Raw genomic sequence first — 23,514 nt, 5'->3', positions numbered from 1 at the left:
GGGATCGGCGAACGGGCGATGACGCTCTGCCAACGACTTCGGCCGGACAACGCCCGGTCATCATCATTACCGGCCCCGTCATTACCGGCAACCAGCGAAAAGGGCCGCAGGATCGCTCCGGCGGCCCCTTCGACAGGCTTGCGTGCAGGCAGATCAGGCGGTCTGCTGCTCGTAATATTTCGGCGCATATTCGTTCAGGATCTCGAGGATCTTGGCGAGTGCGGCCGGTTCGTCGGTCTTTTCCATCGCGGCCAGTTCGCGCGCCAGGCGGCTGGACGCGGCTTCGAAGATCTGGCGTTCGGAATAGCTCTGCTCGGGCTGGTCGTCGGCGCGGAACAGGTCGCGCGTCACTTCGGCGATCGACACCAGGTCGCCCGAATTGATCTTGGCTTCGTATTCCTGCGCGCGGCGCGACCACATGGTGCGCTTCACCTTGGGCTTGGACTTGAGAACGTCCATCGCCTCGCGCAGCGTCTTGTCCGACGACAGCTTGCGCATGCCGATCGATTCGACCTTGTTGACCGGAACGCGCAGGGTCATGCGTTCCTTCTCGAAGCGCAGAACATAGAGTTCGAGTTGCATGCCGGCGATCTCCTGGCTTTGCAGCTCGATCACGCGGCCGACACCGTGCTTGGGGTAAACGACATAGTCACCGACGTCGAAGGCAAGTGCCTTGGCAGTCATGCAGAGTCCTTTCTCTGGCAATGCGTCCCGCTGCAGCTTCATCCGGGTCCGGCGTAGAAAAGACGGCTGAAGCCGCCTTGTCCGGGGGGAAGCCAAATCTCCTTCTTGCGCCGAGGTCATCGGCCCAATGCGAAGCTGTGCCTGCGGGAATAATCGCCTTTCCTGACGAGACTGGTCGGAGTAATTTCCGCCAGCCGTTGCGTTTTTTACCATAAAATGACGGGAAAAGCGAGTCTCGTGCGCAAAACGCAAAAGAGCCCGCAACCGCGCGGAACTACGCGGTTAACATGATGTCATTTTCCACCAGTTTTCAGACGCATATGCGCCGTCAGGGGTGCGGAATCAGTCGCCCTGGCCGGGTTCGGTGGTGAAATACTTGTCGAACTTGCCCTCTTCGCCCTTATGCTCGTCGGCATCGGCGGGAGGTTCGCGCTTGATCGTGATATTCGGCCATTCGGCGGAATATTGGGTGTTGATCTCAAGCCATTTCTCAAGCCCGTTCTCGGTATCGGGAAGGATCGCCTCGGCCGGGCATTCCGGCTCGCACACGCCGCAATCGATGCACTCGCTGGGATTGATCACCAGCATGTTCTCACCCTCATAGAAGCAGTCGACGGGGCAAACCTCGACGCAGTCCATGTATTTGCATTTGATGCAGGCATCGGTGACGACGTAAGTCATTTCAATCTATCCCTCAGAGGCCCCGAGTGGCTTTTCCATCCGGTCTGCTATGGGGCCGATTCCCGATCGTCAAGCGATTGGCTTCTCTTGCGTGTGGTTCGCAAGATCGCGGTAATGGCTTTGCGCCTCGGCGGCGGGACCGCGCCGCGCGGGCAGCGAATCCAGCGCGATGACGCGGATCGATCGGCCCACCGGCACCGTCAGCACGTCGCCCGCGCAGACCGGCTGCGCCATGCGGGTCACGCGCTGGCCGTTGCGGCGCACATGGCCTGTCGCGACGATATCCTGCGCTGCGCCGCGGCTGGCCGCAAGCCGCAGCATCCACAAGAGCCGGTCGATCCGCAGCGAGGCAACAGCGGGCGCGACCGGCTGGCTCGTCACGAAAGCAGTTCCGCCAGATCGCCGAACGGATTGCCGGGCACCGGGCGCGGGGCCGGGCGCGCGGGCCTGCCGCCGCGGTCGCCCTTTCCGGTCCTCGGCCCCGATTTCGTTCCGGGTTTCACTCCGGATGCGGGGCGCTGCGCCGGGTCGGCCCGGCGCGGCCGCCACCGCCAGCGCGGCGGAGTGGGCGGGCCGAACTTGCCCTCGGGCCAGCTGGCGGGCGCGTCGGCGGTAAAGCCCGCCTGCCGCAGCAAATGGGCATAGGCGCCGGTGGTCAGGCCCATCGACAGCGCCATGGTCGGGTCCAGCGCGAAACGCGGCGGGTTGCGGTGCCGCTTGCGCCCCGTCTCCGCCCAGCGGCTGCGGCGCTGATGCGCGGCATGCAGCAACCGCTCGGCAAGGTCGATCCGCACGAAGCGGTCCCCCGCCTTGCGGTAACCCAGCGGAACCGGCCCCCTGGACGCCGGCATGGCCGCCGCCATCGACGGTTCGACGGGCGCGACCTGCTGCCCGAAAAGCCTCGCCAGCGCGGCCCAATGGTCAAGCGGCCTTGCGCGCAGCATCGCGGGCATGAAGACATCGAGCGCGCCGATCTTCACGCCCAGCCTGCGCATCATCTGTCGCTGCTCCGGCGACAGATCGACAAGGCCCGAGGCATCGCGGTCGGCGATCCCGCCCTGCTCGGCCAGCCGGATCAGCAGCGCGCGCAGCTCGGGACCCGACGCCAGGTCCTTCGCCGCTTCGGCCACCTTGCGCAGCGGGTCGAGCAATCGAAGCTCCTTCGCCAGCCAATCGCCCAGCGCGGCCTCGATCCCGGCCCTGCGCGCCGGATTCAGCAGGGAAAGGCCGGGTGCGAGCACGATCACCGGCTCGAGCATGTCGCGGTCGGGGCGCAGCTGCGCCAAATCGTGACCATTCCATGCCAGTTTCGCGCCATTCCATGCCAGGTTCCGGCTCTCCGCCGTGTCGGCCAGCAGCTCGCTGGCCCGCTTGTCGAGCAGCGCGGGCAGATGCTTCTCCGCCGCCGCCAGCAACAGGCGCCGCATCTCCAGCCTTGCCTGCGGATCGACCTGGAAGGCGAAACCCTCCAGCCGGCCGATCTCCTCGCCATCGACCAATACCGCATCGCCTTCGCCCAATGTGACCGGCAGCAACCCGGCATCCGCGCCCAGCTTGCGCATCAGCACGGCGGTGCGGCGATTGACGAACCGCTCGGTCAGCCGGGCGTGGAGCGCTTCTGACAGCTTGCGCTCGACGCCGCGCGCGCGCTCCGCCATCTCCTCGCGCTGCAGCAGCCAGTCGGGTCGCTGCGCGATATAGGACCAGCTGCGGATCGCCGCGATCCGGCCCTGCAGCGTGCCGATATCGCCGCTGGTGCGGTCCAGCTCGGCAATGCGGGCGGCGGCGAAATCATGCGCGATATGGCCGCTGCCGCTGGACAGTTCCTGCCACAGCCGCGCGACGAAGCGGGCGTGGTGCTCGGCCCCCAGCTGGCGGAAATCGGGCAAAGAGCAGGCATCCCAGAACCGCCCAACCATCGCTTTGCCGCGGGCGGCTTCGGCGATCCTGGGTTCCGAGGCCAGCATGCGCGCGACGGTCAGGTCGATCGCCTCGGGCGCGGCCGCCAGCGCCGGATGATCGGGCGGCATCTCCAGATCCTCGATCAGCGTGTCGAGCGAGGTCAGCCGCCGCCGCGCATCGCGCCAGTAGAGCCGCTGAAGCGCGGGAAAGCTGTGATTCTCGATCGCGAAGATCTCGTCGTCGCGAAATTCCGCGTCGCCGTCGCCGGCCAGAGTGCCGAAGGTGCCGTCGGTCTGGTGGCGCCCGGCACGGCCCGCGATCTGCGCCATTTCGGCGATGGTCAGCCTGCGCCGCCGCTCGCCGTCGAACTTGGCCAGGCTGGCAAAGGCGACATGGTTGACGTCGAGGTTGAGGCCCATGCCGATCGCGTCGGTGGCGACGATATAATCGACCTCGCCCGACTGGAACATCTCGACCTGGGCGTTGCGCGTCTGCGGCGAAAGCGCGCCCATGACGACCGCGGCGCCGCCGCGGAAACGGCGCAGCATTTCGGCGACCGCATAGACCTGCTCGGCCGAGAAGGCGACGACCGCGCTGCGCGGCGGCAGGCGCGACAGCTTCACCGGCCCGGCATGGCTGAGCGTGGAAAAACGCGGGCGGGTGACGATCTCGGCCTCGGGCTCCAGCGCCTGCACCATCGGGGTGAGCGAGGATGAGCCCAGGATCATCGTCTCCTCGCGGCCGCGCGCATTCAGAAGGCGCTCGGTGAAGACATGGCCGCGTTCGCGGTCCGCGCCCAGCTGCGCCTCGTCGATGGCGATGAAGGCGAGGTCGGCGTCGCGGTCCATCGCTTCCATCGTGCACAGCTTCCACCGCGCGCCGGGCGGATCGATCCGCTCTTCCCCGGTGATCAGTGCCACGTGCCGAGCGCCCTTGATCGCGACCACCCGGTCATAGACCTCGCGGGCCAGCAGCCGCAGGGGAAAGCCGATCGCGCCGCTGGAATGGGCGCAAAGCCGTTCCACCGCCAAATGGGTCTTGCCGGTATTGGTGGGGCCCAGAACGGCCTTGATGGAAGGCGAACTCATCGCCTGCCGAATGTGGCATCGCCCGCCCGCCCCCGCAAGGGATCGGCAGGCGGCAATCCCCATCGGGTTCAAATACAACGGTTTGCCGCAAGTCCGTCTCCGTTCGTCGATCCCTCCGCGAATTTGAGCGTGGATTAAGTTTCGGCGCGGCAGGATCGATGCTCACACGAAAGGCGCGCAGCAACCTGCGCCCTGAACATGGCCCGTATGAACGATGCCCGGACGTCTATGACCGAAGCAAGCGATGGCAGAAGCGCGGTGCGAGCGATGCGTGCCGCCCGGGCCGAAACCCGGCCGCCCGAAACGCCGACGCCCAAGGTTCCTTCAGGTACGACGCTGGCCGAGAAATGGGTCGGGGACCTCGGTTCCGACATCGGCAGCGCGCGCTGGTTCCGCTCGCTTGGGCTGCTTGTTTCGCTGATCATCGTGGCCTTCGCGTTCTGGCCGGATTTCTCCGCGCTGCACGCCGCTGCGCCCGCGCGGCTGAGCGACGAGGAGCGCGACGAATATCGCAGCCAGATGATCACCCCGCTTGCGCTCGGCGCCGACAGCGGGCGGCGCATGGGCCCCTCGCGGCTGGTCTTGCCGCTGGCCAATGCGCCCGAACGCCCGGTTGTCGAACTGACCGCCACGCTGGGCAAGGAGGATACGCTGGCCGCCATGCTGCGCCGCGCGGGCGTCAGCGGCAATGACGCCGCGCGGGTGGAGGAGCTGATCGGCAACGCGCTTCCGCTGGAGCAGATCGGCGGCGGCACCAGCTTCGACATCCGCCTGGGCCGCCGCGCCAATCCCAGCCAGCCCCGCCCGTTGGAGAACCTGACCTTCCGCGCCCGGCTCGACCTGGAACTGGCCGTCGCGCGCGAAGGCGGACCGCTGGCGCTGGAACGCCGGGTGATCCGCGTCGACGATACGCCGCTGCGCATCACCGGCACTGTCGGATCGGGCCTGTACCGCGCTGCGCGGGCGGCGGGCGCGCCGGCCAAGTCGGTGCAGCAATATCTGAAGGCGCTGGGCGATGCGCTGGACATCAACCGCGAAGTCAGCGCGGGCGACAATTTCGACATGGTCATCGCATACAAGCGCGCCGAAACGGGCGAGGTCGAGGTGGGCGACGTGCTTTACGCCGGGCTCGACCGGCGCGGATCGCCGCGCGCGCAATTGCTCCGCTGGGGCAAGGACGGGCGTTTCTACGACGCCAACGGGCAGGGCGAACTGCGCGAAGGTCTGATCCGCCCGGTCAATGGCGCGGTGGGGTCCGGCTTTGGCATGCGCCGCCACCCGATCCTCAAGATCCGCCGGCCTCACAACGGCCTCGACTTCCGGGCGCGTTCGGGCCAGCCGATCTTTGCCGTCACCGATGGCACGGTCATCATGGCGGGCCGCAACGGCGGCTTCGGCAATTTCGTGAAGTTGAATCACGGGGGCGGGCTGGCCACAGGCTATGCACATATGAGCCGGATCGCGGTCAATCGCGGCCAGCGGGTGAAGCGCGGGCAGGTGATCGGCTATGTCGGATCGACCGGGCTGTCGACCGGCCCGCATCTTCATTACGAAATGTATCGCAACGGACGGGCCATCAATCCGGCCTCGGTCGATTTCGTGGTGCGCCAGCAGCTTTCGGCGGCGGAACTGCGCCAGTTCCGAAGCCAGCTGATCGAGCTGAAGAAGGTGAAGCCCGGCGCGGCGCTGGAACCGCTTGTACCAGCGAGCGCCCTTCCGGCCGAGCCGCAGCGCGAAGCCGACCGGCTGTCCAACGCGCCGGGCTGACCCGGTCGCCTCTTTCCAACGCAGCGCGCATCGGGCAGATGCATTCGCCATGAGCAGCTATCCCAATCTTCGCCTTCGCCGCACCCGTGCCAGCGCGTGGAGCCGCGCGCTCTATCGCGAAACGGTGCTGACGCCCGCCGACCTGATCTGGCCCGTTTTCGTGACCGAGGGGCAGGGCGTGACCGAGGAGATCGGATCGCTGCCCGGCGTATCGCGCGGATCGGTCGACGTAATCGCGGCCCGGGCGAAGGAAGCGGTGGCGCTGGGCATCCCGTGCCTTGCGCTGTTCCCCAACACGCCCGGCCATCTGCGCGACGAGGACGGGAGCGAGGCGCATAATCCCGACAATCTGATGTGCCGTGCGATCCGCGCGATCAAGGATGCCTGCGGCGAGGATATCGGTGTGCTGACCGACGTTGCGCTCGATCCCTATACCAGCCACGGGCAGGACGGCCTGCTGGACGAAGCGGGCTATGTCGTGAACGATGCAACGGTCGACGCATTGGTGCAGCAGGCGCTGAACCAGGCCAGTGCGGGCGCGGATATCGTTGCGCCCTCCGACATGATGGACGGCCGCATCGCCGCCATTCGCGAAGGGCTGGAGGAAACCGGCCACGCCAATGTCCAGCTGATGGCCTATGCCGCCAAATATGCCAGCGCCTTCTATGGCCCGTTCCGCGATGCGGTGGGATCGGGCGGCCTGCTGAAAGGCGACAAGAAGACCTATCAGATGGACCCCGCCAATGCCGAGGAAGCGCTGCGCGAGGTCGAGCTTGACCTTGCCGAAGGCGCGGACAGCGTGATGGTGAAGCCGGGCCTGCCCTATCTCGACATCGTGCGGCGGGTGAAGGAGATGTTCCAGGTGCCCGTCTTCGCCTATCAGGTCAGCGGCGAATACGCGATGATCGAGGCTGCCGCCGCGGCGGGCGCGGGCGACCGCGACGCGCTGGTGCTCGAGACGCTGACCGCCTTCAAGCGCGCCGGGGCGAGCGGGGTGCTGACCTATCACGCGCCGCTGGCGGCGAAATTGCTGGGATGAACGTCGACGCCGATACGCCGTTCCGGCTGGAGACCGAACGGCTGATCCTGCGCGACTGGACCGTGGCGGACCGTGAGCCGTTCCTGCGGCATACCAACACGCCGGACGTCATGCGCTGGCTGGGCGGCGTTCTGGACGATACCCGCGCGGGCGGGATGATCGAGCGGCTGGATGCCTATCGCCGGGACTTCGGTTTCACCTTCTGGGTGGTCGAGCGCAAGGACGACGGCGGGCATCTGCCGGGCGAGATACTGGGTTTCTGCGGCCTGAAGCGCGCGAACCTGTCGCCGGGACCCTTGGGCGACATGGAGATCGGCTGGCGTTTTCGCCAGGATGCCTGGGGGCAAGGCTATGCGAAGGAAGCGGCTTCGGCGGCCATGCACGCTGGCTTCGAACGGTTTGAGGCGCCGTACATGATCGCCCTGACGGTGCTGGAAAACACGCCAAGCTGGGGCCTGATGCTGCGGCTGGGAATGGAGCGGCGCAAGGATCTGGACTTCGAGGCCGAGGGCGACGCCGCCTGGGCCAAGAACATCGCCGTCTGGTCGATCACGCGCCGCCAATGGGAGGAAAACCGATGAACCGACCCGATGTCACCATAGTGTCTATCAACGGCCATACGCCGCGCATCCACCCCAGCGCCTTCGTCGCGCCGGGCTGCCGGATCATCGGCGATGTCGAGATCGGGCCCGATGCCAGCATCTGGTACAATTGCGTCATTCGCGCCGACGTCAACGCCATCCGCATCGGTGCGCGGACCAACATACAGGACGGCAGCGTCGTCCATTGCGACAGTCCCAAGCCCGGGCAGCCCGATGGCTGGCCGACCATCATCGGCGATGATGTTCTGATCGGCCACATGGCGATGATCCACGGCTGCATCATCGAACGCGCGGGCTTCGTCGGGCTGGGCGCGATCGTGATGAACGGCGTGGTGATCGGCGAGCAGGGCATGGTCGGGGCCGGTGCCATGGTGACCGAGAACAAGCGGATCGGCCCGCGCGAATTGTGGGTCGGGCGTCCGGCCAGGTTCCTGCGCGAACTTCCCGACGATGCGCTGGCTGGGATGGCCGAAGGCGTGGAGCATTATGTCGAGAATGCCCGCAGCCACCTGCAAGCGCTTGCGGAATAATTACACGCTGTGGGTTGAATATTTAAACATATGTTGAAACAAGGATTTAGCGGCATCGGGTTCTGGTGGCGCCATATCAAGAGGGTCGCAATCCTTGTCAGTGCTCGTCGTTGCCGGAACGCGTCCGGAGATCATCAAGCTTGTCCCCGTGGTGCAGGCGCTGGCGAATGCCGGCAGCATGCGGGTGCGCTTCTGCCATAGCGGTCAGCACGAGGAACTGGGGCAGGGCGTCCTCGATGCCGCCGGGATCGTCCCCGACGAACGACTGATGCGCCCGGTTGCACCCGATATTGGCGCGCTTGTGGCAGGTCTGACGACCAGTATCGGCGCCGCGCTGGACAGGCAGCGCCCGCGCGCGGTCGTGGTGCAGGGCGATACCGCCACTGCCCTGGCCGGAGCCATGGCCGCCTTTCATCGCCAGATCCCGGTCGCCCATGTCGAGGCGGGCCTGCGGTCGGGCCATATCGGCAGGCCGTGGCCCGAAGAAGGCTATCGCCGGATGGTCTCGCGCATCGCGCACTGGCATTTCGCGCCCACGCGGGCCGCGGCGCAGGCATTGGTCGCCGAAGGAATCGACGAGCCTTTCGTCGATCATGTCGGCAATACGGTGATCGATGCGCTCTATTGGGCGCTGGGGCGGATCGATGCCGACGATACGCTGGGCGCGGACATCGCGCCGCTGCTAGCGCGGGCGGGCAAGCGGCCGATCGTGCTGGCGACGGTGCATCGCCGCGAATTGGCCGAAGGCGATCTGCGCGCCATCGCCGAGGGGCTGCGCGCCCTGGTCGCGCGCGAGAAGGTGGAGCTGGTCATGCCGCTGCACCCGCGGGCGGAGAACGAGGTGCTGCGCGACCTGCTGGGCCGCGTGCCGCGCATTCATGTGGTCGAGCCGCTGGGCTATTTCGCGTTCCTGCGGCTGATGCGCGCGTCGCGGCTGATCGTGTCCGACAGCGGCGGAGTGCAGGAGGAGGCGACCGCGCTGGGTCGGTCGCTGCTGGTGCTGCGCAGCGAGACCGAACGGCCCGAGGCGGTGATGACCGGCACCGCGCGGCTGGTCGGCGCCGATCCCGCGCTGCTGCTGGACGAGGCGCAGGCCGCGCTTGCCCGGCCCGCGCCCGGACCCAGCCATGTCTTCGGCGACGGGCAGGCTGCCGAGCGTATCGCCTCGCGCCTGGCGCGCGACCTGCTGGCCCGCGAGATGGCGCTGACGGCCTGACCGTTCGCGCCTAGTCCTTGACCATGACCTGCAGCGCCGCGATCCGGTCGGCTTCGTGCGCCGGCTTGTCGCGGCGGATGCGGTGGATGCGCGGGAAACGCATGGCTAGACCCGATTTGTGCCGCTTGCTGGCGTGGACCGAATCGAAGGCGATTTCCAAGACCAGCGACTTGTCCGTCTCGCGCACCGGGCCAAAGCGTTTCACCGTGTTCTGCCGGACATGGCGGTCGAGAAATTTCAGTTCCTCGTCGGTGAAGCCGAAATAGGCCTTGCCGACCGGCAGCAGCTCGGCGCCCTGATCCGGATCGCCGTCCCAGCAGCCGAAGGTGAAATCTGAGTAGAAACTGGACCTTTTGCCGCTGCCGCGCTGGGCATACATCAGCACGCAATCTATCAGCAGCGGGTCACGCTTCCACTTGTACCACAGGCCCGACCGACGGCCCGCCACATACGGCGAATCGCGTTTCTTGAGCATGATGCCCTCGATCGCGGAGTCGCGCGCCTTCTCACGCAGATCGGAAAGCGTAGTGAAATCCTGCGCCGAAATCAGCGATGACAGGTCGAATCTGCCATCATCAAGCCGTTCCATAAGCGATTCCAGCGCAAGCCTTCGCGCGCTCCACGGTCGTTCGCGCAGATCCTCTCCATCGATCAGCAGCGCGTCATACAGGCGCACGAAGGCGGGATAGTCGCGCAGCATCTTCTTCGACACGGTCTTGCGGCCCAGCCGCTGCTGCAGCGCGTTGAAGCTGGCTGCGCCGCCTTCCTCTCCGCCCTGATGGCTGCCGAGCACCAGCAATTCGCCGTCCAGCACCGCAGGAAAGGGCAGCGCTTCGGCCATTTCGGGAAAAGTGTCCGATATGTCGTCGCCCGAACGCGAATAGACGCGGGTCTTGCCCGCCGTGTGGACGATCTGCACGCGAATGCCGTCCCATTTCCATTCGGCGGCATAGTCCGACAGATCGACCTCGCGCTCTTCCAGCGGGTGGGCGAGCATGAAGGGGCGGAACAGCGGGACAAGGTCGAGGCGCGGCGGATCGGCGCCCTTCGCGGCCCAGTCGAACAGCGGTTCGTAGGGCGCATCGACGCCGTGCCAATATTCCTCGACATCCTCGACATCTACCTCGAACGCCTGCGCGAAGGCCGTCTTGGCCAGCCGCGCCGACACGCCGATCCGCATCGCGCCGGTCGCCAGCTTGATCAGCGCATAGCGTCCGTTCGCGTCCAGCCGGTCGAGCAGGCGGGGTAGTTCCATAGCGACATTGGCGCGCGTCATGCCGCGCAGCAGCGCCACCGTCTCGTCCAGCGATGGTTCTGGCGGCTGTTCGCCCAGCGGTTCGGGCCACAGCAGGCTGGCGGTTTCGGCGGTGTCGCCGACGTAATCGCGCGACAGCGTATAGAGCACCGGATCGACGCGTTCGGTCAGCAGGTTGCGGATGATGCTGGACTTGACCGCAGTAAAGTCGAGCTCTCCGGTCAGCGCGGCCAGGGCCCAGCCGCGATCCGGGTCGGGCGTGACGCGCAGGTAATCGGCAATCAGCTCGAGCTTGCGATTGCGCGAATTGGTATAGGTCAGCCGGTCGAGGAGGGCTGCAAAGGCCTGCATCAGTCGTCCCCCCTAGTCATCTTCGTCCTCGTATCCAATCAGGGCCAGCGCGCGGGCGCGGCGCTGGTGGAGCTGGCACCAGCGCAGCAGCGCTTCCTCGCGCCCATGGGTGATCCAGCTTTCCTGCGGGTCGACTTCCTGGATCGTGGCGGTCAGCTCGTCCCAGTCGGCATGGTCCGAGATGATCAGCGGCAGTTCGACATTGCGCTGCCGCGCGCGCTGGCGAACGCGCATCCAACCCGAGGCCATCGCGGTGATCGGATCGGGCAGGCGCCGGCTCCACCGATCGTTGAGCGCGGAGGGCGGGCAGACGACGACGTGTCCGCGCATCTCGTCCTTGGCGGCGCCGGTCGCGGGGCGCAGTTCGCCAAGCGAAATGCCGTGTTCTTCGTAAAGCGCACACATCTTTTCCAGCGCGCCGTGAAGATAGATCGGATCGTGGTGCCCCAGCCGCCGCAGTTCGGCGATCACCCGCTGCGCCTTGCCCAATGCATAGGCGCCGACCGCGACGCAGCGATCGGGCGCGGCGGCAAGCGCATTGGTCAGCTTGGCGATCTCCTCCTCGATCGGCGGGTGGCGGAAGACGGGCAGGCCAAAGGTCGCCTCGGTGATGAAGATGTCGCAGGGGACCACCTCGAAGGGCGGGCAGGTCGGATCGGGGCGGCGCTTGTAGTCCCCGGTCACGACGACGCGTTCCCCGGCATGTTCCAGCAGGATCTGCGCGCTGCCCAGCACATGGCCCGCCGGGTGCCAGCTTGCTGTCACGCCGCAACCCAGATCCAGGGGCTCGCGCAGGGGCACGCCTACGCCCTCCTCGCCGGTATTATAGCGCAGCCCCATGATCGCCAGCGTCTCGGGGGTGGCGAATACCTCGCCGTGACCGCCACGCGCGTGGTCGGCGTGGCCGTGGGTGATGAGGGCGCGCTCGACCGGTTTTGCCGGATCGATCCACGCATTGCAGGGCACGACATGGATGCCGTGCGGTTCGGCGCGGATCCAGCCGAAGTCACGCATGGGGGAGGCGCATTGGGAAACGGGCAACCGACATGGTGCTGAAATGCGCTGCCACGAAGCTTCGTTCCGCGTGCCGGTTATGCTTGCCTCTCGCGGCGGGGCGGCGCATAAAATCACCATGCGCGAGATTGTCTTCGATACCGAGACGACCGGACTCGACCCGCGTAACGGCGACCGCCTTGTCGAGATCGGCTGCATCGAAATGATAAACCGCGTGGCCACGGGAAACGTGTTCCACGCCTATTTCAATCCCGACCGGTCGATGCCGGCCGAGGCGGAGGCCGTGCACGGCCTGTCCGAAGCCTTTCTGGCCGACAAGCACCGCTTTCACGAGCGGGTGGACGAACTGCTGGAGTTCATCGGCGATTCCCCGCTGGTCGCGCATAATGCGGGCTTCGACTTCGGCTTCCTGAATACCGAGCTGGAATTTTGCCAGCGGACCGCGGTGTGCATGACGCGCATGGTCGACACGGTCGCGATCGCCCGGCGCAGGCATCCGGGGGCGAAGCTTTCGCTGGACGCCTTGTGCACGCGTTACGGCATCGACCGGTCGCACCGCACCCGGCATGGCGCGCTGCTCGACGCGGAACTTCTGGCGCAGCTGTATGTCGAGCTGACCGGCGGGCGGCAGATCGGGCTGGAACTGGCGGCCGAGATGGCCGCGCCCGCGCAGCGGACCACCGCAGCTGCGGTGCGGGTCGACCGGCCTTATCGCGAACCGCGCCCGCATTTTGCCAGCGATGCCGAATTGGCGGCACATTCGGCCTTTATAGCGACGCTGACCGACCCCATCTGGGATATGGGCGTCGCCCAGCCTCCGGCGAGGAGGGCGTGAGCGGCGACCCTGAACGGCGGCAAGCCCCCCGCCACGATAAGGGGCGGAAATAAGACGAAGGAGTAGTCGATGGATATTCGCGTTTCCGGTCACCAGGTCGAAACCGGTGCAGCCCTTCAGGAACATGCCGCGGAACGGCTGACGGGAATCGTCGACAAATATTTCAATCGCGCCATCTCATCGCAGGTCACGCTTGGGCGCGGTCCGCATGACAGCTTTACCGCCGACATCGTCACCCATGTCATGCAGGGCCTGATCCTGAAGGGTCACGGCAAGGCGCGCGACGCGCATCAGGCGGTCGACCAGGCCGTCGCCAAGATCGAAAAGCAGTTGCGCCGCTACAAGCGCCGGCTCAAGGACAGGCATTCGCAGGCGGATCACGCTTTGCGCGAAGAAAGTGCGGCCTATACCGTCTTTTCCGTTACAGAAGCGGATACCGATGATGAAGTCGACGGCAGCGACGATGCACCCGCGATTGTGGCCGAGACGCGCACCGATATTCCCGAAACCTCGGTGTCGGACGCGGTGATGATGCTGGACCTGCGCGACACCCCGGCATTGTTCTTCAAAAATGCTGGCACTGGCCGGCATAATATGGTCTATCGCCGCTCTGACGGGACGATCGGCTGGGTGGAACCGTCCGCGGCCAGCTGATTTCGGGCCGATTTCGCGCCCGGACCGGACAGAACTCCGGCCCCTTGCCGATGATGCTTCTGCAGGCAGCTCTTAGCAATTTGCCAAGGCTTCCATGCGATGAAGCCATCGGCGCAGGGTGCGCCCGCCGAGGTGGGCAATGGATCCTGCCCGCAGGGCGCGCCCGTCGCGATGGGCCTGCCTTGCAGGCTCTTGCCCGGCACGATACGGGCATTCGGACCTGGGATGGCCCCCTTGGGGGGCCGCAGACATGATGAAAACGAAACGATGACATCGCTATTCGTACTCGATCCCGCGGCAGTCGCGACTTGCGACGCGGCGGACAAGCAGGGAGTGCTCGAAGCGCTGGCGGACCGTTTCGCCTCGGTTTACGCGCTCGACCGCGATTCCGTGCTGGAGGCGCTGGAAGAGCGGGAGAAGCTGGGCAGCACGGGCTTTGGCCGGGGCACCGCGATCCCGCATGCGCGGCTGGACCGGCTGTCGCAGCCGGTGTGCGTGTTCCTGCGCCTGGCATCGCCCGTATCCTTCGATTCCGCAGACGGCATGCCGGTCGAACTGGTGTTCGGCCTGCTCTCGCCCGAAAAGTCGGGCGCGATGCATCTGCATGCGCTGGCGGCGATCAGCCGCACCATGCGCGACGACCGCATGCGCGACCGGCTGGTCGAGGCGCCGGGCGACGAAGCGGTCTATGCACTGCTGGCCGATGTGTCCGAGCGGGATGCCGCCTGATCCCTCCGCCGATGGCGCGTCGCTGCACTGGCGCGCTCTCGAACGGCTCTACGCCTCCGCTCCGATCAACGGCACCTTCCGCTCGGTCCTGACGATCGAGCGCGAGGGCGCGGCCACGATCCGCTTCGACGTCGAAGACAGCATGTTCCATGCCGCCGGCGCGGCGCATGGCACGATCTATTTCAAGATGCTCGACGATGCGGCGTTCTATGCAGCCAATACGCTGATCAGCGACCGCTTCCTGCTCACCACCTCTTTCAACATGCAGTTCCTGCGTCCGATCAAGGGCGGACCGGTCCGCGCCGAGGGCCGCTGGATCAGCGGCAGGCGGCGGGTGCTGGTCGCCGAATCGCGCCTGCTGGACGAAGAGGGTGAGGAGGTAGGGCGCGCGACCGGCACCTTCATGCGATCGCAGATCCCGCTTTCGGGCCTGCCGGGCTATCGCGCCGGCGGTCCGGGCAGCGGCGAATCGGGCAAATAAGGCAGTGGAATCGCGCCTGCCTGCCCATATCGAGGTTTCGGGACTGGTCAGGGCGGTAAACGACGCCGGCGGTTTCGCGACAATACTTCGCAAGGGAGAGCGCGATGCAGGCACGATACTGATAGCCGCAAGGCATCGCGGCGACAGTTTATGTCTGTACGAGCGGATGCCGGATCTGGACGGGAATCGCAAATGGACCCGCACGCGCGAACAACCGATTGAAAACGAACGCGAATTTTCCGCCTATCTGGAAAAGCGCGGCGATCAGGACGCAGATTGCTGGATCCTCGATCTCGAAATCGCACAGGTAGAACGCTTTATCGGGTAATCGGGAACCTGCGGGTTGACCCATTCTCGCCACAAACACAGATAGCGCCTCGTAAACGGACGGGCGTAGGCAGCTATCGGGTGCAGATCGGCATCGGTGGGCAAGCGCGCAGACGGGGGGCGACCGGCAGGGTCTGTTCCGCAAGGCATGAATTTCCCGGCACCCATGGTGCCAGCCTGCGGACACTTTGCGACAGGTGCGTTCACCGCATTCGATCGATTTATTGATGGGCCGTAAGGTTAAAGGCGCCAGCGCGCTGTCGCTGGCTGTCATGGCGGGCATCGCCCTGTTCGGTTTCGAGGGCACCCGCGCACATGCGGAAATGGGCGACTACATGCCCGTGGACGCCATAGACAACGTGGCGGAATCCGTCACCACCCAGCGGGATGACAAGTCGGCGGCAGGCGGTTTCGTATCGCAGCCGGTCGTGCAGTCGATCCCCGAAACGCCCGAGGCGGAAAGCCAGAACGCGGTGCCCATGGCATCGAACCTTGGCGATTACCTGTCGGGCCTTCCGACTCCGTCGAGCCTGGACCAGAACCTCAATTGCCTGGCCGGCGCGATCTATCACGAATCCAAGGGTGAGCCGCTGGATGGCCAGCTGGCCGTCGCGCGCGTCATCGTGGCCCGCGCCGCATCGCCCCAGTTCCCGTCGAGCTATTGCGGCGTCGTCTATCAGCGGCACCAGTTCAGCTTCGTGCGCGGCAATTCGATGCCCGCGATCAACAAGGCCAGCCGCGCGTGGCAGCGCGCCAAGAAGCTGGCGATGATCGCGGACCAGAACGGCTGGCAGAGCGTGGCCGAGGGCGCGCTGTATTTCCACGCCGACTACGTCAACCCGCGCTGGAACCGGAAGATGACCCGGCTGGCGCAGATCGACAATCACATATTCTATCGCTGACCGCGCGCCGGCGCGATCGGTTCTCCCGCGCCGGCCCAGCCCCCCGAACCGGCCGAAGATCAGTCGCGCAATTCGACCCAGACCGGGGCGTGGTCGCTGGCCTTTTCGCGCCCGCGGTGCGCCTTGTCGACGCCGCTGGCGACCAGCCGGTCGGCCAGTTCGGGCGACAGCAGTGCGTGATCGATGCGAAAGCCGTGGTCGCGCTGCCAGGCGCCCGCCTGATAGTCCCAGAAGGTCCAGATGCCCCCGCGCGGGTGGTGCAGGTCCAGCGCATCGGTCCAGCCGTCGCCGATCAGGCGGAACCAGGCATCGCGCGATTCGGGCTGCATCAGCGCGTCGCCCGCCATCGCCTTTGGCGACCAGACATCCTTGTCCTCGGGAATGACATTATAGTCGCCGATGACGATGCTGGGGATCTCGTCCGCGCGCAATTGCGTCATGCGGGTGCGAAGTCGCTGCATCCACGCCAGCTTGTAGTCGAACTTGGGCCCCGGAACCGGATTGCCGTTGGGCAGATAGATGCACACGACGCGCACGCCCTTGTAATCGGCTTCCAGATAGCGGGAATGCGTATCCTCGTCATCGCCGGGCAGGCCGCGCAGCACCTCGGTCGCAGGCTCGTCCCCGCGTGACAGGATGGCGACGCCGTTGAAGCCCTTCTGCCCGTGCCAGATCGGCGTATAGCCGGTGCCCTCGAACTCATGCGCGGGAAAGGTGTCGTCGCTCGACTTGATCTCCTGCAGGCAGGCGATGTCAGGCCGTGTTTCCTCCAGCCATTCGAGCAGGCGGGGCAGGCGCGCCTTGACGCCGTTGATGTTGAAGCTGGCGATCTTCATCTGGCGGCGTGGATCAGACGGCGAAGCTGGAACCGCAGCCGCAACCCGCCGCGGCATTGGGATTTTCGACCTTGAACGCCGATCCGCCCAGCGATTCGACGTAATCCACGATGCTGCCCCGCACGAGATCGAGGCTGACCTCGTCCACTGCCAGCGTCACGCCATCGGTTTCGGCGGTGACGTCATCGCTTTCCACAGCCTCGGTCAGGCCGAAGCGGTACTGGAAGCCCGAACAGCCGCCCCCTTCCACCACCAGCCGCAGGATCGCGGGCTTGCCCTGCTTGCGCGCGATCGTGGCGACGCGCAGGGCTGCGTTCGTGCTGAGCTGGATGGGCGGGGCCGATTGTTGTTCCATGGCCATCAGATAGGGCGCGCGGCCCCGCGCGGCAAGGCATGCGCGGGGCTGGCGGGTCGGCGCGGCGTCATGCGCTGCGGATATAGTTGCGCATCTCGCTGGCCTCCTGCTCGATCTGGTCGATATGCGCCTTCACCAGATCGCCGATCGACACGAAATCGATCATGCGTCCGTTTTCCACCACCGGCAGGTGGCGGATCCGGCGCATGGTCATCAGTCCCAGCGCTTCCGGTTCGGACATCTGCGGCGAGGCGGTTACCGGCGGCGAGGTCATGGCGTCGCTGACCGGGGCGGAAAGCGCATCTGCGCCCAGCTCGTCGAGGCAGCGGATCACGTCGCGTTCCGAGAAGATTCCCTGCACCGCGCCGGTTTCGTCGACCACTGGCATGGCGCCGATCTGGTGCGCCCGCAGCAGGGCAACCGCTTCGGCGACCGAATGATCCGCGCGGCAGGTAACGACCCCTGCGTCACGATGGGCGATGATCTGTGCGATATTCATAGGCTTGCCTTCCCCGTTCAACATGGGGACCGGCCGGTTCGCGCGAGATCTGAACGCCCCGCTGATGTTGCGAAAGGCCGATCCGACGCGCGCATGATGCCACTGTTCGTCTTTGCTTGCCAGTGCGCAGCGTAATCGCCATCTAGCATGGCATGACTCGACGTTCCCCGCTCGACGATCCCGACAATGCCGCCTTTGCTTGGGGACGGTACAAGCGGATGATGAAGGGCATGCTGGCGCTGACCCTGACGACCATCGGGATCGTGCTGGCATGGCTGACTTACGAGAACGGCCTGCTGTCGATCCATTTCTACATCGCATGGGGCCTGGGCATCGGTTTCATGATGATGCTGGTCGCGGCGCTGATGGGGCTGGTGTTTCTGTCCAACGGCACCGGACACGACGAATCGATCGACGACCGCCTGGGGGATGAGGCGAAGGACGCCTGGGAGGACCGCTAGGGCGCGACCTGTTCGGCGGGATACAGGCGGTGCTCCTCGACAGGCGTGCCGCCGATCAGGTGTTCCTGAATGATCCGTTCCAGCACCGGGGGCTTGCAGCCCCAGTACCAGACCCCCTCGGGATAGACGACCGCCAGCGGGCCGGCGACACAGACGCGCAGGCAATTGGCCTTGCTTCGCATGATGCCGCCCTTGCGGTCCAGCCCCAGTTCGGCAAGCCGCTTCTTCAGGTAATCCCAGCTTTCCAGCCCCGTCGTCAGCGGGCAGCACTTGGCCTTCGTCTGGTCGGCGCAAAGGAAGATGTGGCGCGTGAACGGCGCGCCGCCGCCGATCGCGGTCAGCGTGGCGGCGGCCTGCGGCAAGGCGACATGCGGGCGAACGGCCACCGGCGCAGCGGCGGCGTCCTCCCGCGGATCAGAGGCGTCCCGTGATGCGGGCAATCTCGCGCTCGACGATTGTCTCGACCATGGCGGGCATGTTGTCGTCCAGCCATTGCTTCAGCATCGGGCGCAGCATGTCGCGCACCATGTCTTCCATCGGATTGCCCGCGGGGGGCGGCGCGGCGGGCTTGTTGGCAGCCTGCTGCAGGGCCGAGAAACGATCGCGCAGCGCATCGGCGGCAGCGCCCGCGATCAGCCCCTCGGTCGTGCCCGCGCTGCGTTGGGGGGCAGGCTGGGGGTGCGGATCCGGTTCGGTTGCGGGCGCGGATACCTGCCGGGGCTGCGCTTCTGCCGACGGTTCAGGAGCGGGTTCGATCAGTTCGAGCGGTTCCTCGACCCCGGGAACGTCCGATTCCTCCGGATAGTCGTACCCCTCTTCGTATTCGTATTGCGGGTCCTGCGGAGCGCCGTGATCATGCTCCCCGGCGTGCTCGCGGCCTGCCCATTGGACGGGATCGCCGTGCTCCCAATGGGAGTCGATGTCCGGTTCGCCGGAATTGCGCGCTTCCGCCTCGCGCTCCTCGGGCTCGTCCATCTCGAACGCATCGCTGTCGAGGCTGCGCAGGTCGAACACGTCGGCGCGCCCGTCGTCGGCAATCTCGTCCTCCGCAGGCTGGGCGGGGGGCGCAGGCTCTGCCGGGCGCGCGCCAAAGGGCGAGGGGCGCGTGAAATTATAGGGCGAGAAGCTGGCGGGCCGCTCGGGCACCGGCTGGCCATTCTCGCGCGCGGCATCGCGGGCGAACGTGTCCGCCGAGCGCCGAGGCCCGTCTTCGCGCGAAATTACCTGCTTGATCGAGCGTAATATGTCCTCGACCGAAGCCTCGCCGTCCTTCTGCGCCATGTCCTGATCCCCGTGCCGCTATTCGCCGGGGATTGTCGCGTCTTGCGCGGGCGTGTCAACGGTGCGCGTCGCCCCAGCCACAGGATCCGGTTCGAAACGCCAGTCGAAGATCGAATCGTCGACCGATTCGTAATAGATCGCCGGGTCATAGAGCGGACCGCCGACATCGAGGTTGAGGTCGTTCGCCTCGGCCAGGCCCATCGCCGCCAGCAGCGAGAAGCCCGCGACATAGGCATTGCGCCGCGCGGTCACCAATTGCACCTCGGCGATCAGCAGCTCCTGCTCGGCGTCGAGTATGTCGAGCACGGTGCGATTGCCGACCGAGTTTTCCGCCCGCACGCCTTCAAGGCTGAGCTGCGCCGCGGACACGGCGGAGGTAGTCGAATCGATCACCAGGATCGAGGCCTGCCACGCGGTAAAGGCGCTGCGCACCTGGGCGATCACGTCGCGCTCGATGGCGATCTGGGTTTCGAAGGTGGACGCGGCCTGCGCCTGCGCCTGGCGTTCCTGCGCCGCCGGAAGCCCGCCCTGGAAAATCGGGATGCTGATGCGCGCGCCGGCCTGCGCCGAGGTTTCCCGCTGCGCGAAATCGGCGCCGATGATGCCATTGCCAAGCGTGCCGAGATAATCGGTGTAGTCGCCGCCAGTGAATACCGACACGCGCGGCAGGCGGCGCGATCCGGCAACCTCGATGTCATAGCGCGCCGCTTCGCTGCGTTCGCGCGCCGCGATCAGGTCGGGGTTCCGGTCGAGCGCGACGGCCACGGCGGTCTGCGGCTCTTCGGGCAGGCCCGGCAGCGGGGGCGGCGCCTCGAGCGAATCGGGCACCACGCCGACCAGTTGCACATAGCGTTCGCGGCTGCCGATCAGATTGGCCTGCGCCGTCGTCAGGTCGCTGCGCGCAATGGCAAGCCGCGATTCGGATTGCGCGACATCGGTGCGGGTCAGGTCGCCGATCTCGAACCGGTCGCTGGTCGCTTCCAGGTTGACGCTCAGCGCCGCGACGTTCTGGCGGTTCAGGCGGACGACCGCCTCGTCACGGATCACGTCCATATAGGCTGCGACGACCTGGCTGAAGATCGAAGCCTCGGTCGCGCGCAGTTCGGCGCGCCCGGCCTGCACGCGCTGCTTGGCCGCCTTGATCGAATACTTCACCGCGCCGCCGGAATAGACCGGCACGTTCAGTTCCACATTGGCGCCGAACACTCGGTCGGGGGCGGAGAACGAGTTCTCGCTTTGCTTCAGGGTTTCCGCATACTGGCCCTGCGCGCCGATGTCGGGCAGGCCGGCCGCCTTCTGGATCGGCACATTCTCGTCGATCGCGCGAAGATCGTAGCGGGCGGCCAGCAGGGTGGGATTGCTGTTATAGGCATTGGCCAATGCGCCGCGCAGCGTATCGGCCTGCGCGGGCGACACGATCAATGCGCCCGCGGCGCAGGCAAGCAGCGCACGCCTCAACAACTCGACCCCTCCCCCTGGTGGCATCAGAAACTCCAGCCTTTCTCTTCCTTGAATTCCGCCAGCACGGGCATGCCCGTTTCGGCCAGCGTCTGCAGCGCGACGGGCGCGTCGGCTGCCGTCCCGGCCTTGCGGCCGATGGCGATACGGGTCACCCCGCGCTCGACCACGCCGGTCACCAGCCGCCCGCCGGCGGCAAGCTGGCTGCCGATCGCGGGGGGCAGCTTCTCGACCGCGCCATCGATCACGATCAGGTCATAGGGCCCGTTGCGGGGATGGCCCTGGTCCAGCGGGCCGTCGTGCCAGTCGCCCGCCTTGCTGCCAGCGATGCTGGCCAGCCGGGTCGCGGGCTCCACCACGTCGAGCGTGGCCACCATCGGCGCCAGCAGCGCGGCCAGATAGCCGGTCGCCCCGCCGATCAGCAGCGCCTTGTCCGTTTCGACCGGGCGCGCGGTCTGCAGCAGCATCGCCTGCGCGAAGGGGGCGGTCAGCGACCGGCCTTCGCCCAGCGGCACCGAACGGTCCATATAGGCGATGGAGCGCTGGTCGGCGGCGACATATTGTTCGCGCGGGGCGCTGGCCATCGCGGCCAGTATCCTGGCATCGCTGATCCCGCTGGGGCGCAGCTGGCTGTCGATCATCGCCTTGCGCGCGATGGCGACATTCTGGTCGCTTGCGGGCGTATGGTCGGGCTGGGGGGTCGCGGCACTGGCCATGGGAAACTCTCTCACGCGGATCGCGCCCGAAATGCGGGCCGGTTGGGGACGGTTCGCGGCGCGATGGACCGCCTCACCGGGACCTGTCCCGGCAGCTGCCTGCGCCAACGGCGCTGCTCTAGTGCATTGCGGCATGATCGCCAAGAGGCGCGCTGCGGGCCCGCGGCACCTTGGCAGAAGGGCACCTTGGCCGTACAGGACGCGCAGATCTTGTGGTTCTGGAACAGGAATATTTGCGAATGTCCGATATGGTGGTGATCGAGGAAGAACATCTGGTCGAAAGCATCGCCGATGCGCTGCAATACATCAGCTTCTACCACCCGATGGACTACATCAAGGCGCTGGGCGAGGCCTATGAGGCCGAGATGAACCCTGCCGCGAAGGACGCGATCGCGCAGATCCTGACCAATTCCCGGATGTGCGCCGAGGGGCATCGCCCGATCTGCCAGGACACCGGAATCGTCAACGTGTTCCTGAAATGGGGCCAGAACTGCCGCCTCAATTCCGACAAGTCTTTGCAGGACGTCGTCGATGAAGGCGTGCGGCGCGGCTATAACAACCCCGACAACAAGCTGCGCGCCTCGGTCCTGGCCGATCCGGCGTTCACCCGCCGCAACACCAAGGACAACACGCCCTGCGTGCTGGATGTCGAGATGGTGCCGGGCAATACGGTGTCGATCGACGTCGCGGCCAAGGGCGGCGGCAGCGAGGCCAAGTCGAAGTTCAAGATGATGAACCCCAGCGACAATATCGTCGACTGGGTGCTGGAGATGATCCCCCAGATGGGCGCGGGCTGGTGCCCGCCCGGCATGCTGGGCATCGGCATCGGCGGCACTGCCGAGCATTGCGTCAATCTGGCGAAGAAGAGCCTGATGGACCCGATCGACATGGGCCAACTGAAGGCGCGCGGGCCCCAGAACGATATCGAGCGCCTGCGGATCGAGATCTTCGACAAGGTCAATGCGATGGGCGTGGGCGCGCAGGGCCTGGGCGGACTGGCGACCGTGCTGGATGTCAAGATCTTCGACTGGCCGTGCCACGCGGCGAACAAGCCGGTTGCGATGATTCCGAACTGCGCCGCGACGCGCCACGCGCATCTGACGCTGGACGGCAGCGGACCGGCCTTCATCCCGGCACCAGACCTGTCGGCATGGCCCGACGTTGGCTGGAAGCCGTCGAAGGAAGCGAAACGCGTCGACCTCGACAATCTGACCCGCGAGGAAGTGCAGGGCTGGAAGAACGGCGACCGGCTGCTGCTGTCGGGATCGATGCTGACGGGCCGCGATGCAGCGCACAAGCGGATCCAAGACATGCTGGCCAAGGGCGAGGAACTGCCCGTCGATTTCAGGAACCGCGCGATCTATTACGTCGGTCCGGTCGACCCGATACTGGGCGAGGTCGTGGGCCCCGCAGGCCCGACCACCGCGACGCGCATGGACAAGTTCACCGACATGATGCTCGACCTTGGCCTGATCGCGATGATCGGCAAGGCCGAACGCGGGCAGGGCGCGACCGAGGTGATCGCCAGACACAAGGTCGCCTATCTGATGGCGGTCGGCGGCGCGGCCTATCTGGTATCGCGAGCGATCAAGGAAGCCAAGGTCGTCGCGTTCGAAGATCTTGGGATGGAAGCGATCTACGAATTCCGGGTCGAGGACATGCCCGTGACCGTCGCGGTCGATAGCGAGGGCAATAATGTCCATACGCTGGCTCCGCTGGTCTGGCGCGACAGGATCGCAAAGGAACAATTGCTGCCGACGGGTTAATTGGCGGCGGGGCGGTCATCCCTGCACGGGTTCGTGTCCAAAGGGCGCAATTTTGCCCCACTGACACACCCATCTTCGACCAAGC

The 23,514-nt window shown here is 66.3% G+C and carries 26 protein-coding genes; 13 read left to right on the top strand and 13 right to left on the bottom strand.

Features of this window, described 5'->3' with window-relative positions; all coding sequences use genetic code 11:
• Window positions 1-153: 153 nt before the first annotated feature.
• The 4 genes from A9D14_RS13495 to A9D14_RS13480 all read right to left on the bottom strand — a co-directional run bounded on the left by A9D14_RS13495 (window position 154) and on the right by A9D14_RS13480 (window position 4,355).
• On the bottom strand, window positions 154-684 hold the full coding sequence (locus A9D14_RS13495; RefSeq protein ID WP_066773380.1) for a CarD family transcriptional regulator: 531 nt from the start codon (window positions 682-684) through the stop codon (window positions 154-156).
• 342 nt (window positions 685-1,026) lie between these two features.
• Complete coding sequence (gene fdxA, locus A9D14_RS13490; protein ID WP_066847410.1) at window positions 1,027-1,365, bottom strand: ferredoxin FdxA; 339 nt, start codon at window positions 1,363-1,365, stop codon at window positions 1,027-1,029.
• Window positions 1,366-1,434: 69 nt separating this feature from the next.
• Entirely contained in the window at window positions 1,435-1,746 is a 312-nt protein-coding gene (locus A9D14_RS13485; protein WP_232468599.1) for a S4 domain-containing protein, read from the bottom strand.
• Window positions 1,743-4,355, bottom strand: coding sequence for a helicase-related protein (locus tag A9D14_RS13480; protein WP_066847407.1), 2,613 nt, complete (start codon window positions 4,353-4,355; stop codon window positions 1,743-1,745). Before A9D14_RS13480 ends, A9D14_RS13485 begins: the two co-directional genes overlap by 4 nt.
• A gap of 228 nt (window positions 4,356-4,583) precedes the next feature.
• Here A9D14_RS13480 and A9D14_RS13475 point away from each other — a divergent pair, with 228 nt between their 5' ends.
• From A9D14_RS13475 to wecB, 5 genes are all read left to right on the top strand, one after another.
• Complete coding sequence (locus A9D14_RS13475) at window positions 4,584-6,122, top strand: M23 family metallopeptidase (protein ID WP_066847404.1); 1,539 nt, start codon at window positions 4,584-4,586, stop codon at window positions 6,120-6,122.
• A gap of 49 nt (window positions 6,123-6,171) precedes the next feature.
• Window positions 6,172-7,161, top strand: coding sequence for a porphobilinogen synthase (gene hemB, locus A9D14_RS13470; RefSeq protein ID WP_066847401.1), 990 nt, complete (start codon window positions 6,172-6,174; stop codon window positions 7,159-7,161).
• Window positions 7,158-7,742 (top strand): GNAT family N-acetyltransferase, encoded by a 585-nt coding sequence (locus tag A9D14_RS13465; protein ID WP_066847399.1) that lies wholly within the window; start codon window positions 7,158-7,160, stop codon window positions 7,740-7,742. The genes hemB and A9D14_RS13465 overlap by 4 nt, the downstream gene beginning before the upstream one ends.
• Window positions 7,739-8,293: a gamma carbonic anhydrase family protein gene (locus A9D14_RS13460; protein WP_066847397.1), complete on the top strand. Its 555-nt coding sequence runs from the start codon at window positions 7,739-7,741 to the stop codon at window positions 8,291-8,293. Before A9D14_RS13465 ends, A9D14_RS13460 begins: the two co-directional genes overlap by 4 nt.
• A 100-nt stretch (window positions 8,294-8,393) precedes the next feature.
• On the top strand, window positions 8,394-9,509 hold the full coding sequence (gene wecB / locus A9D14_RS13455) for a non-hydrolyzing UDP-N-acetylglucosamine 2-epimerase (RefSeq protein ID WP_083987933.1): 1,116 nt from the start codon (window positions 8,394-8,396) through the stop codon (window positions 9,507-9,509).
• A 10-nt stretch (window positions 9,510-9,519) separates the two neighbouring features.
• Here the strand turns inward: wecB and A9D14_RS13450 are convergent, their stop codons facing one another.
• Window positions 9,520-11,115, bottom strand: a complete 1,596-nt coding sequence (locus A9D14_RS13450; RefSeq protein WP_066847392.1) for a cisplatin damage response ATP-dependent DNA ligase — start codon at window positions 11,113-11,115, stop codon at window positions 9,520-9,522.
• 12 nt (window positions 11,116-11,127) lie between these two features.
• Window positions 11,128-12,129 carry a ligase-associated DNA damage response exonuclease gene (locus A9D14_RS13445; protein ID WP_066847390.1) on the bottom strand — a complete coding sequence of 334 codons (1,002 nt, stop codon included), beginning with the start codon at window positions 12,127-12,129 and terminating at the stop codon, window positions 11,128-11,130.
• Window positions 12,130-12,247: 118 nt separating this feature from the next.
• Here A9D14_RS13445 and dnaQ point away from each other — a divergent pair, with 118 nt between their 5' ends.
• From dnaQ to A9D14_RS13415, 6 genes are all read left to right on the top strand, one after another.
• Complete coding sequence (gene dnaQ / locus A9D14_RS13440; RefSeq protein WP_066847388.1) at window positions 12,248-12,964, top strand: DNA polymerase III subunit epsilon; 717 nt, start codon at window positions 12,248-12,250, stop codon at window positions 12,962-12,964.
• A 69-nt stretch (window positions 12,965-13,033) separates the two neighbouring features.
• Window positions 13,034-13,618 carry a ribosome hibernation-promoting factor, HPF/YfiA family gene (gene hpf / locus A9D14_RS13435; protein WP_066847386.1) on the top strand — a complete coding sequence of 195 codons (585 nt, stop codon included), beginning with the start codon at window positions 13,034-13,036 and terminating at the stop codon, window positions 13,616-13,618.
• 267 nt (window positions 13,619-13,885) lie between these two features.
• The gene (locus tag A9D14_RS13430; RefSeq protein WP_066849232.1) at window positions 13,886-14,347 is read left to right on the top strand and encodes a PTS sugar transporter subunit IIA; all 462 of its coding nucleotides are present in this window, start codon (window positions 13,886-13,888) and stop codon (window positions 14,345-14,347) included.
• Window positions 14,337-14,828 (top strand): PaaI family thioesterase, encoded by a 492-nt coding sequence (locus A9D14_RS13425; protein WP_066847384.1) that lies wholly within the window; start codon window positions 14,337-14,339, stop codon window positions 14,826-14,828. Before A9D14_RS13430 ends, A9D14_RS13425 begins: the two co-directional genes overlap by 11 nt.
• 4 nt (window positions 14,829-14,832) lie before the next feature.
• Window positions 14,833-15,156, top strand: a complete 324-nt coding sequence (locus A9D14_RS13420) for a DUF1491 family protein (RefSeq protein WP_066847382.1) — start codon at window positions 14,833-14,835, stop codon at window positions 15,154-15,156.
• Window positions 15,157-15,382: 226 nt separating this feature from the next.
• A complete protein-coding gene (locus A9D14_RS13415; protein WP_066847380.1) occupies window positions 15,383-16,057 on the top strand; it encodes a cell wall hydrolase in 675 nt (224 codons plus the stop codon).
• Window positions 16,058-16,116: 59 nt separating this feature from the next.
• Here the strand turns inward: A9D14_RS13415 and xth are convergent, their stop codons facing one another.
• From xth to A9D14_RS13400, 3 genes are all read right to left on the bottom strand, one after another.
• Window positions 16,117-16,893, bottom strand: coding sequence for an exodeoxyribonuclease III (xth, locus tag A9D14_RS13410; protein ID WP_083987932.1), 777 nt, complete (start codon window positions 16,891-16,893; stop codon window positions 16,117-16,119).
• Between the two features lie 13 nt (window positions 16,894-16,906).
• Window positions 16,907-17,248: an iron-sulfur cluster insertion protein ErpA gene (gene erpA, locus A9D14_RS13405; RefSeq protein ID WP_066849227.1), complete on the bottom strand. Its 342-nt coding sequence runs from the start codon at window positions 17,246-17,248 to the stop codon at window positions 16,907-16,909.
• 67 nt (window positions 17,249-17,315) lie between these two features.
• Complete coding sequence (locus A9D14_RS13400) at window positions 17,316-17,747, bottom strand: CBS domain-containing protein (protein WP_066849225.1); 432 nt, start codon at window positions 17,745-17,747, stop codon at window positions 17,316-17,318.
• Between the two features lie 152 nt (window positions 17,748-17,899).
• Here A9D14_RS13400 and A9D14_RS13395 point away from each other — a divergent pair, with 152 nt between their 5' ends.
• A complete protein-coding gene (locus A9D14_RS13395) occupies window positions 17,900-18,208 on the top strand; it encodes a hypothetical protein (RefSeq protein ID WP_066847376.1) in 309 nt (102 codons plus the stop codon).
• Here A9D14_RS13395 and A9D14_RS13390 read toward each other — a convergent pair.
• The 4 genes from A9D14_RS13390 to A9D14_RS13375 are packed head-to-tail and all read right to left on the bottom strand — an operon-like array spanning window position 18,205 to window position 21,663.
• Window positions 18,205-18,570: a (2Fe-2S) ferredoxin domain-containing protein gene (locus A9D14_RS13390; RefSeq protein WP_066847374.1), complete on the bottom strand. Its 366-nt coding sequence runs from the start codon at window positions 18,568-18,570 to the stop codon at window positions 18,205-18,207. The genes A9D14_RS13395 and A9D14_RS13390 overlap by 4 nt on opposite strands.
• Window positions 18,571-18,622: 52 nt before the next feature.
• Window positions 18,623-19,489 carry a DUF2497 domain-containing protein gene (locus A9D14_RS20095; protein ID WP_066847371.1) on the bottom strand — a complete coding sequence of 289 codons (867 nt, stop codon included), beginning with the start codon at window positions 19,487-19,489 and terminating at the stop codon, window positions 18,623-18,625.
• Between the two features lie 18 nt (window positions 19,490-19,507).
• The gene (locus A9D14_RS13380) at window positions 19,508-20,974 is read right to left on the bottom strand and encodes a TolC family outer membrane protein (protein ID WP_066847369.1); all 1,467 of its coding nucleotides are present in this window, start codon (window positions 20,972-20,974) and stop codon (window positions 19,508-19,510) included.
• Entirely contained in the window at window positions 20,974-21,663 is a 690-nt protein-coding gene (locus A9D14_RS13375; RefSeq protein WP_232468597.1) for a protein-L-isoaspartate O-methyltransferase family protein, read from the bottom strand. The genes A9D14_RS13380 and A9D14_RS13375 overlap by 1 nt, the downstream gene beginning before the upstream one ends.
• 239 nt (window positions 21,664-21,902) lie before the next feature.
• Here A9D14_RS13375 and A9D14_RS13370 point away from each other — a divergent pair, with 239 nt between their 5' ends.
• Window positions 21,903-23,429: a fumarate hydratase gene (locus A9D14_RS13370; RefSeq protein ID WP_066847366.1), complete on the top strand. Its 1,527-nt coding sequence runs from the start codon at window positions 21,903-21,905 to the stop codon at window positions 23,427-23,429.
• Window positions 23,430-23,514: the final 85 nt, after the last annotated feature.

The sequence above is a fragment of the Croceicoccus marinus genome, assembly GCF_001661675.2.
Classification (GTDB): domain Bacteria; phylum Pseudomonadota; class Alphaproteobacteria; order Sphingomonadales; family Sphingomonadaceae; genus Croceicoccus; species Croceicoccus marinus.
Note: the sequence above shows the minus strand (reverse complement) of the source record. Positions and strands in the feature narration are given on the sequence as shown.

Bases quoted from the DNA above. Each gene is read 5' to 3' on its own strand.
- A9D14_RS13430 (WP_066849232.1), top strand. From the start codon at position 13,886: ATGACATCGCTATTCGTACTCGATCCCGCGGCAGTCGCGACTTGCGAC.
- A9D14_RS13415 (WP_066847380.1), top strand. From the start codon at position 15,383: ATGGGCCGTAAGGTTAAAGGCGCCAGCGCGCTGTCGCTGGCTGTCATG.
- A9D14_RS13400 (WP_066849225.1), bottom strand. From the start codon at position 17,747: ATGAATATCGCACAGATCATCGCCCATCGTGACGCAGGGGTCGTTACC.
- A9D14_RS13495 (WP_066773380.1), bottom strand. From the start codon at position 684: ATGACTGCCAAGGCACTTGCCTTCGACGTCGGTGACTATGTCGTTTAC.
- A9D14_RS13445 (WP_066847390.1), bottom strand. From the start codon at position 12,129: ATGCGTGACTTCGGCTGGATCCGCGCCGAACCGCACGGCATCCATGTC.
- A9D14_RS13460 (WP_066847397.1), top strand. From the start codon at position 7,739: ATGAACCGACCCGATGTCACCATAGTGTCTATCAACGGCCATACGCCG.
- hpf (WP_066847386.1), top strand. From the start codon at position 13,034: ATGGATATTCGCGTTTCCGGTCACCAGGTCGAAACCGGTGCAGCCCTT.
- A9D14_RS13450 (WP_066847392.1), bottom strand. From the start codon at position 11,115: ATGCAGGCCTTTGCAGCCCTCCTCGACCGGCTGACCTATACCAATTCG.
- xth (WP_083987932.1), bottom strand. From the start codon at position 16,893: ATGAAGATCGCCAGCTTCAACATCAACGGCGTCAAGGCGCGCCTGCCC.
- A9D14_RS13380 (WP_066847369.1), bottom strand. From the start codon at position 20,974: ATGCCACCAGGGGGAGGGGTCGAGTTGTTGAGGCGTGCGCTGCTTGCC.
- hemB (WP_066847401.1), top strand. From the start codon at position 6,172: ATGAGCAGCTATCCCAATCTTCGCCTTCGCCGCACCCGTGCCAGCGCG.
- A9D14_RS13395 (WP_066847376.1), top strand. From the start codon at position 17,900: ATGACTCGACGTTCCCCGCTCGACGATCCCGACAATGCCGCCTTTGCT.
- A9D14_RS13370 (WP_066847366.1), top strand. From the start codon at position 21,903: ATGTCCGATATGGTGGTGATCGAGGAAGAACATCTGGTCGAAAGCATC.
- dnaQ (WP_066847388.1), top strand. From the start codon at position 12,248: ATGCGCGAGATTGTCTTCGATACCGAGACGACCGGACTCGACCCGCGT.
- A9D14_RS13425 (WP_066847384.1), top strand. From the start codon at position 14,337: ATGCCGCCTGATCCCTCCGCCGATGGCGCGTCGCTGCACTGGCGCGCT.
- A9D14_RS13465 (WP_066847399.1), top strand. From the start codon at position 7,158: ATGAACGTCGACGCCGATACGCCGTTCCGGCTGGAGACCGAACGGCTG.
- erpA (WP_066849227.1), bottom strand. From the start codon at position 17,248: ATGGAACAACAATCGGCCCCGCCCATCCAGCTCAGCACGAACGCAGCC.
- fdxA (WP_066847410.1), bottom strand. From the start codon at position 1,365: ATGACTTACGTCGTCACCGATGCCTGCATCAAATGCAAATACATGGAC.
- A9D14_RS13480 (WP_066847407.1), bottom strand. From the start codon at position 4,355: ATGAGTTCGCCTTCCATCAAGGCCGTTCTGGGCCCCACCAATACCGGC.
- A9D14_RS20095 (WP_066847371.1), bottom strand. From the start codon at position 19,489: ATGGCGCAGAAGGACGGCGAGGCTTCGGTCGAGGACATATTACGCTCG.
- A9D14_RS13475 (WP_066847404.1), top strand. From the start codon at position 4,584: ATGACCGAAGCAAGCGATGGCAGAAGCGCGGTGCGAGCGATGCGTGCC.
- A9D14_RS13375 (WP_232468597.1), bottom strand. From the start codon at position 21,663: ATGGCCAGTGCCGCGACCCCCCAGCCCGACCATACGCCCGCAAGCGAC.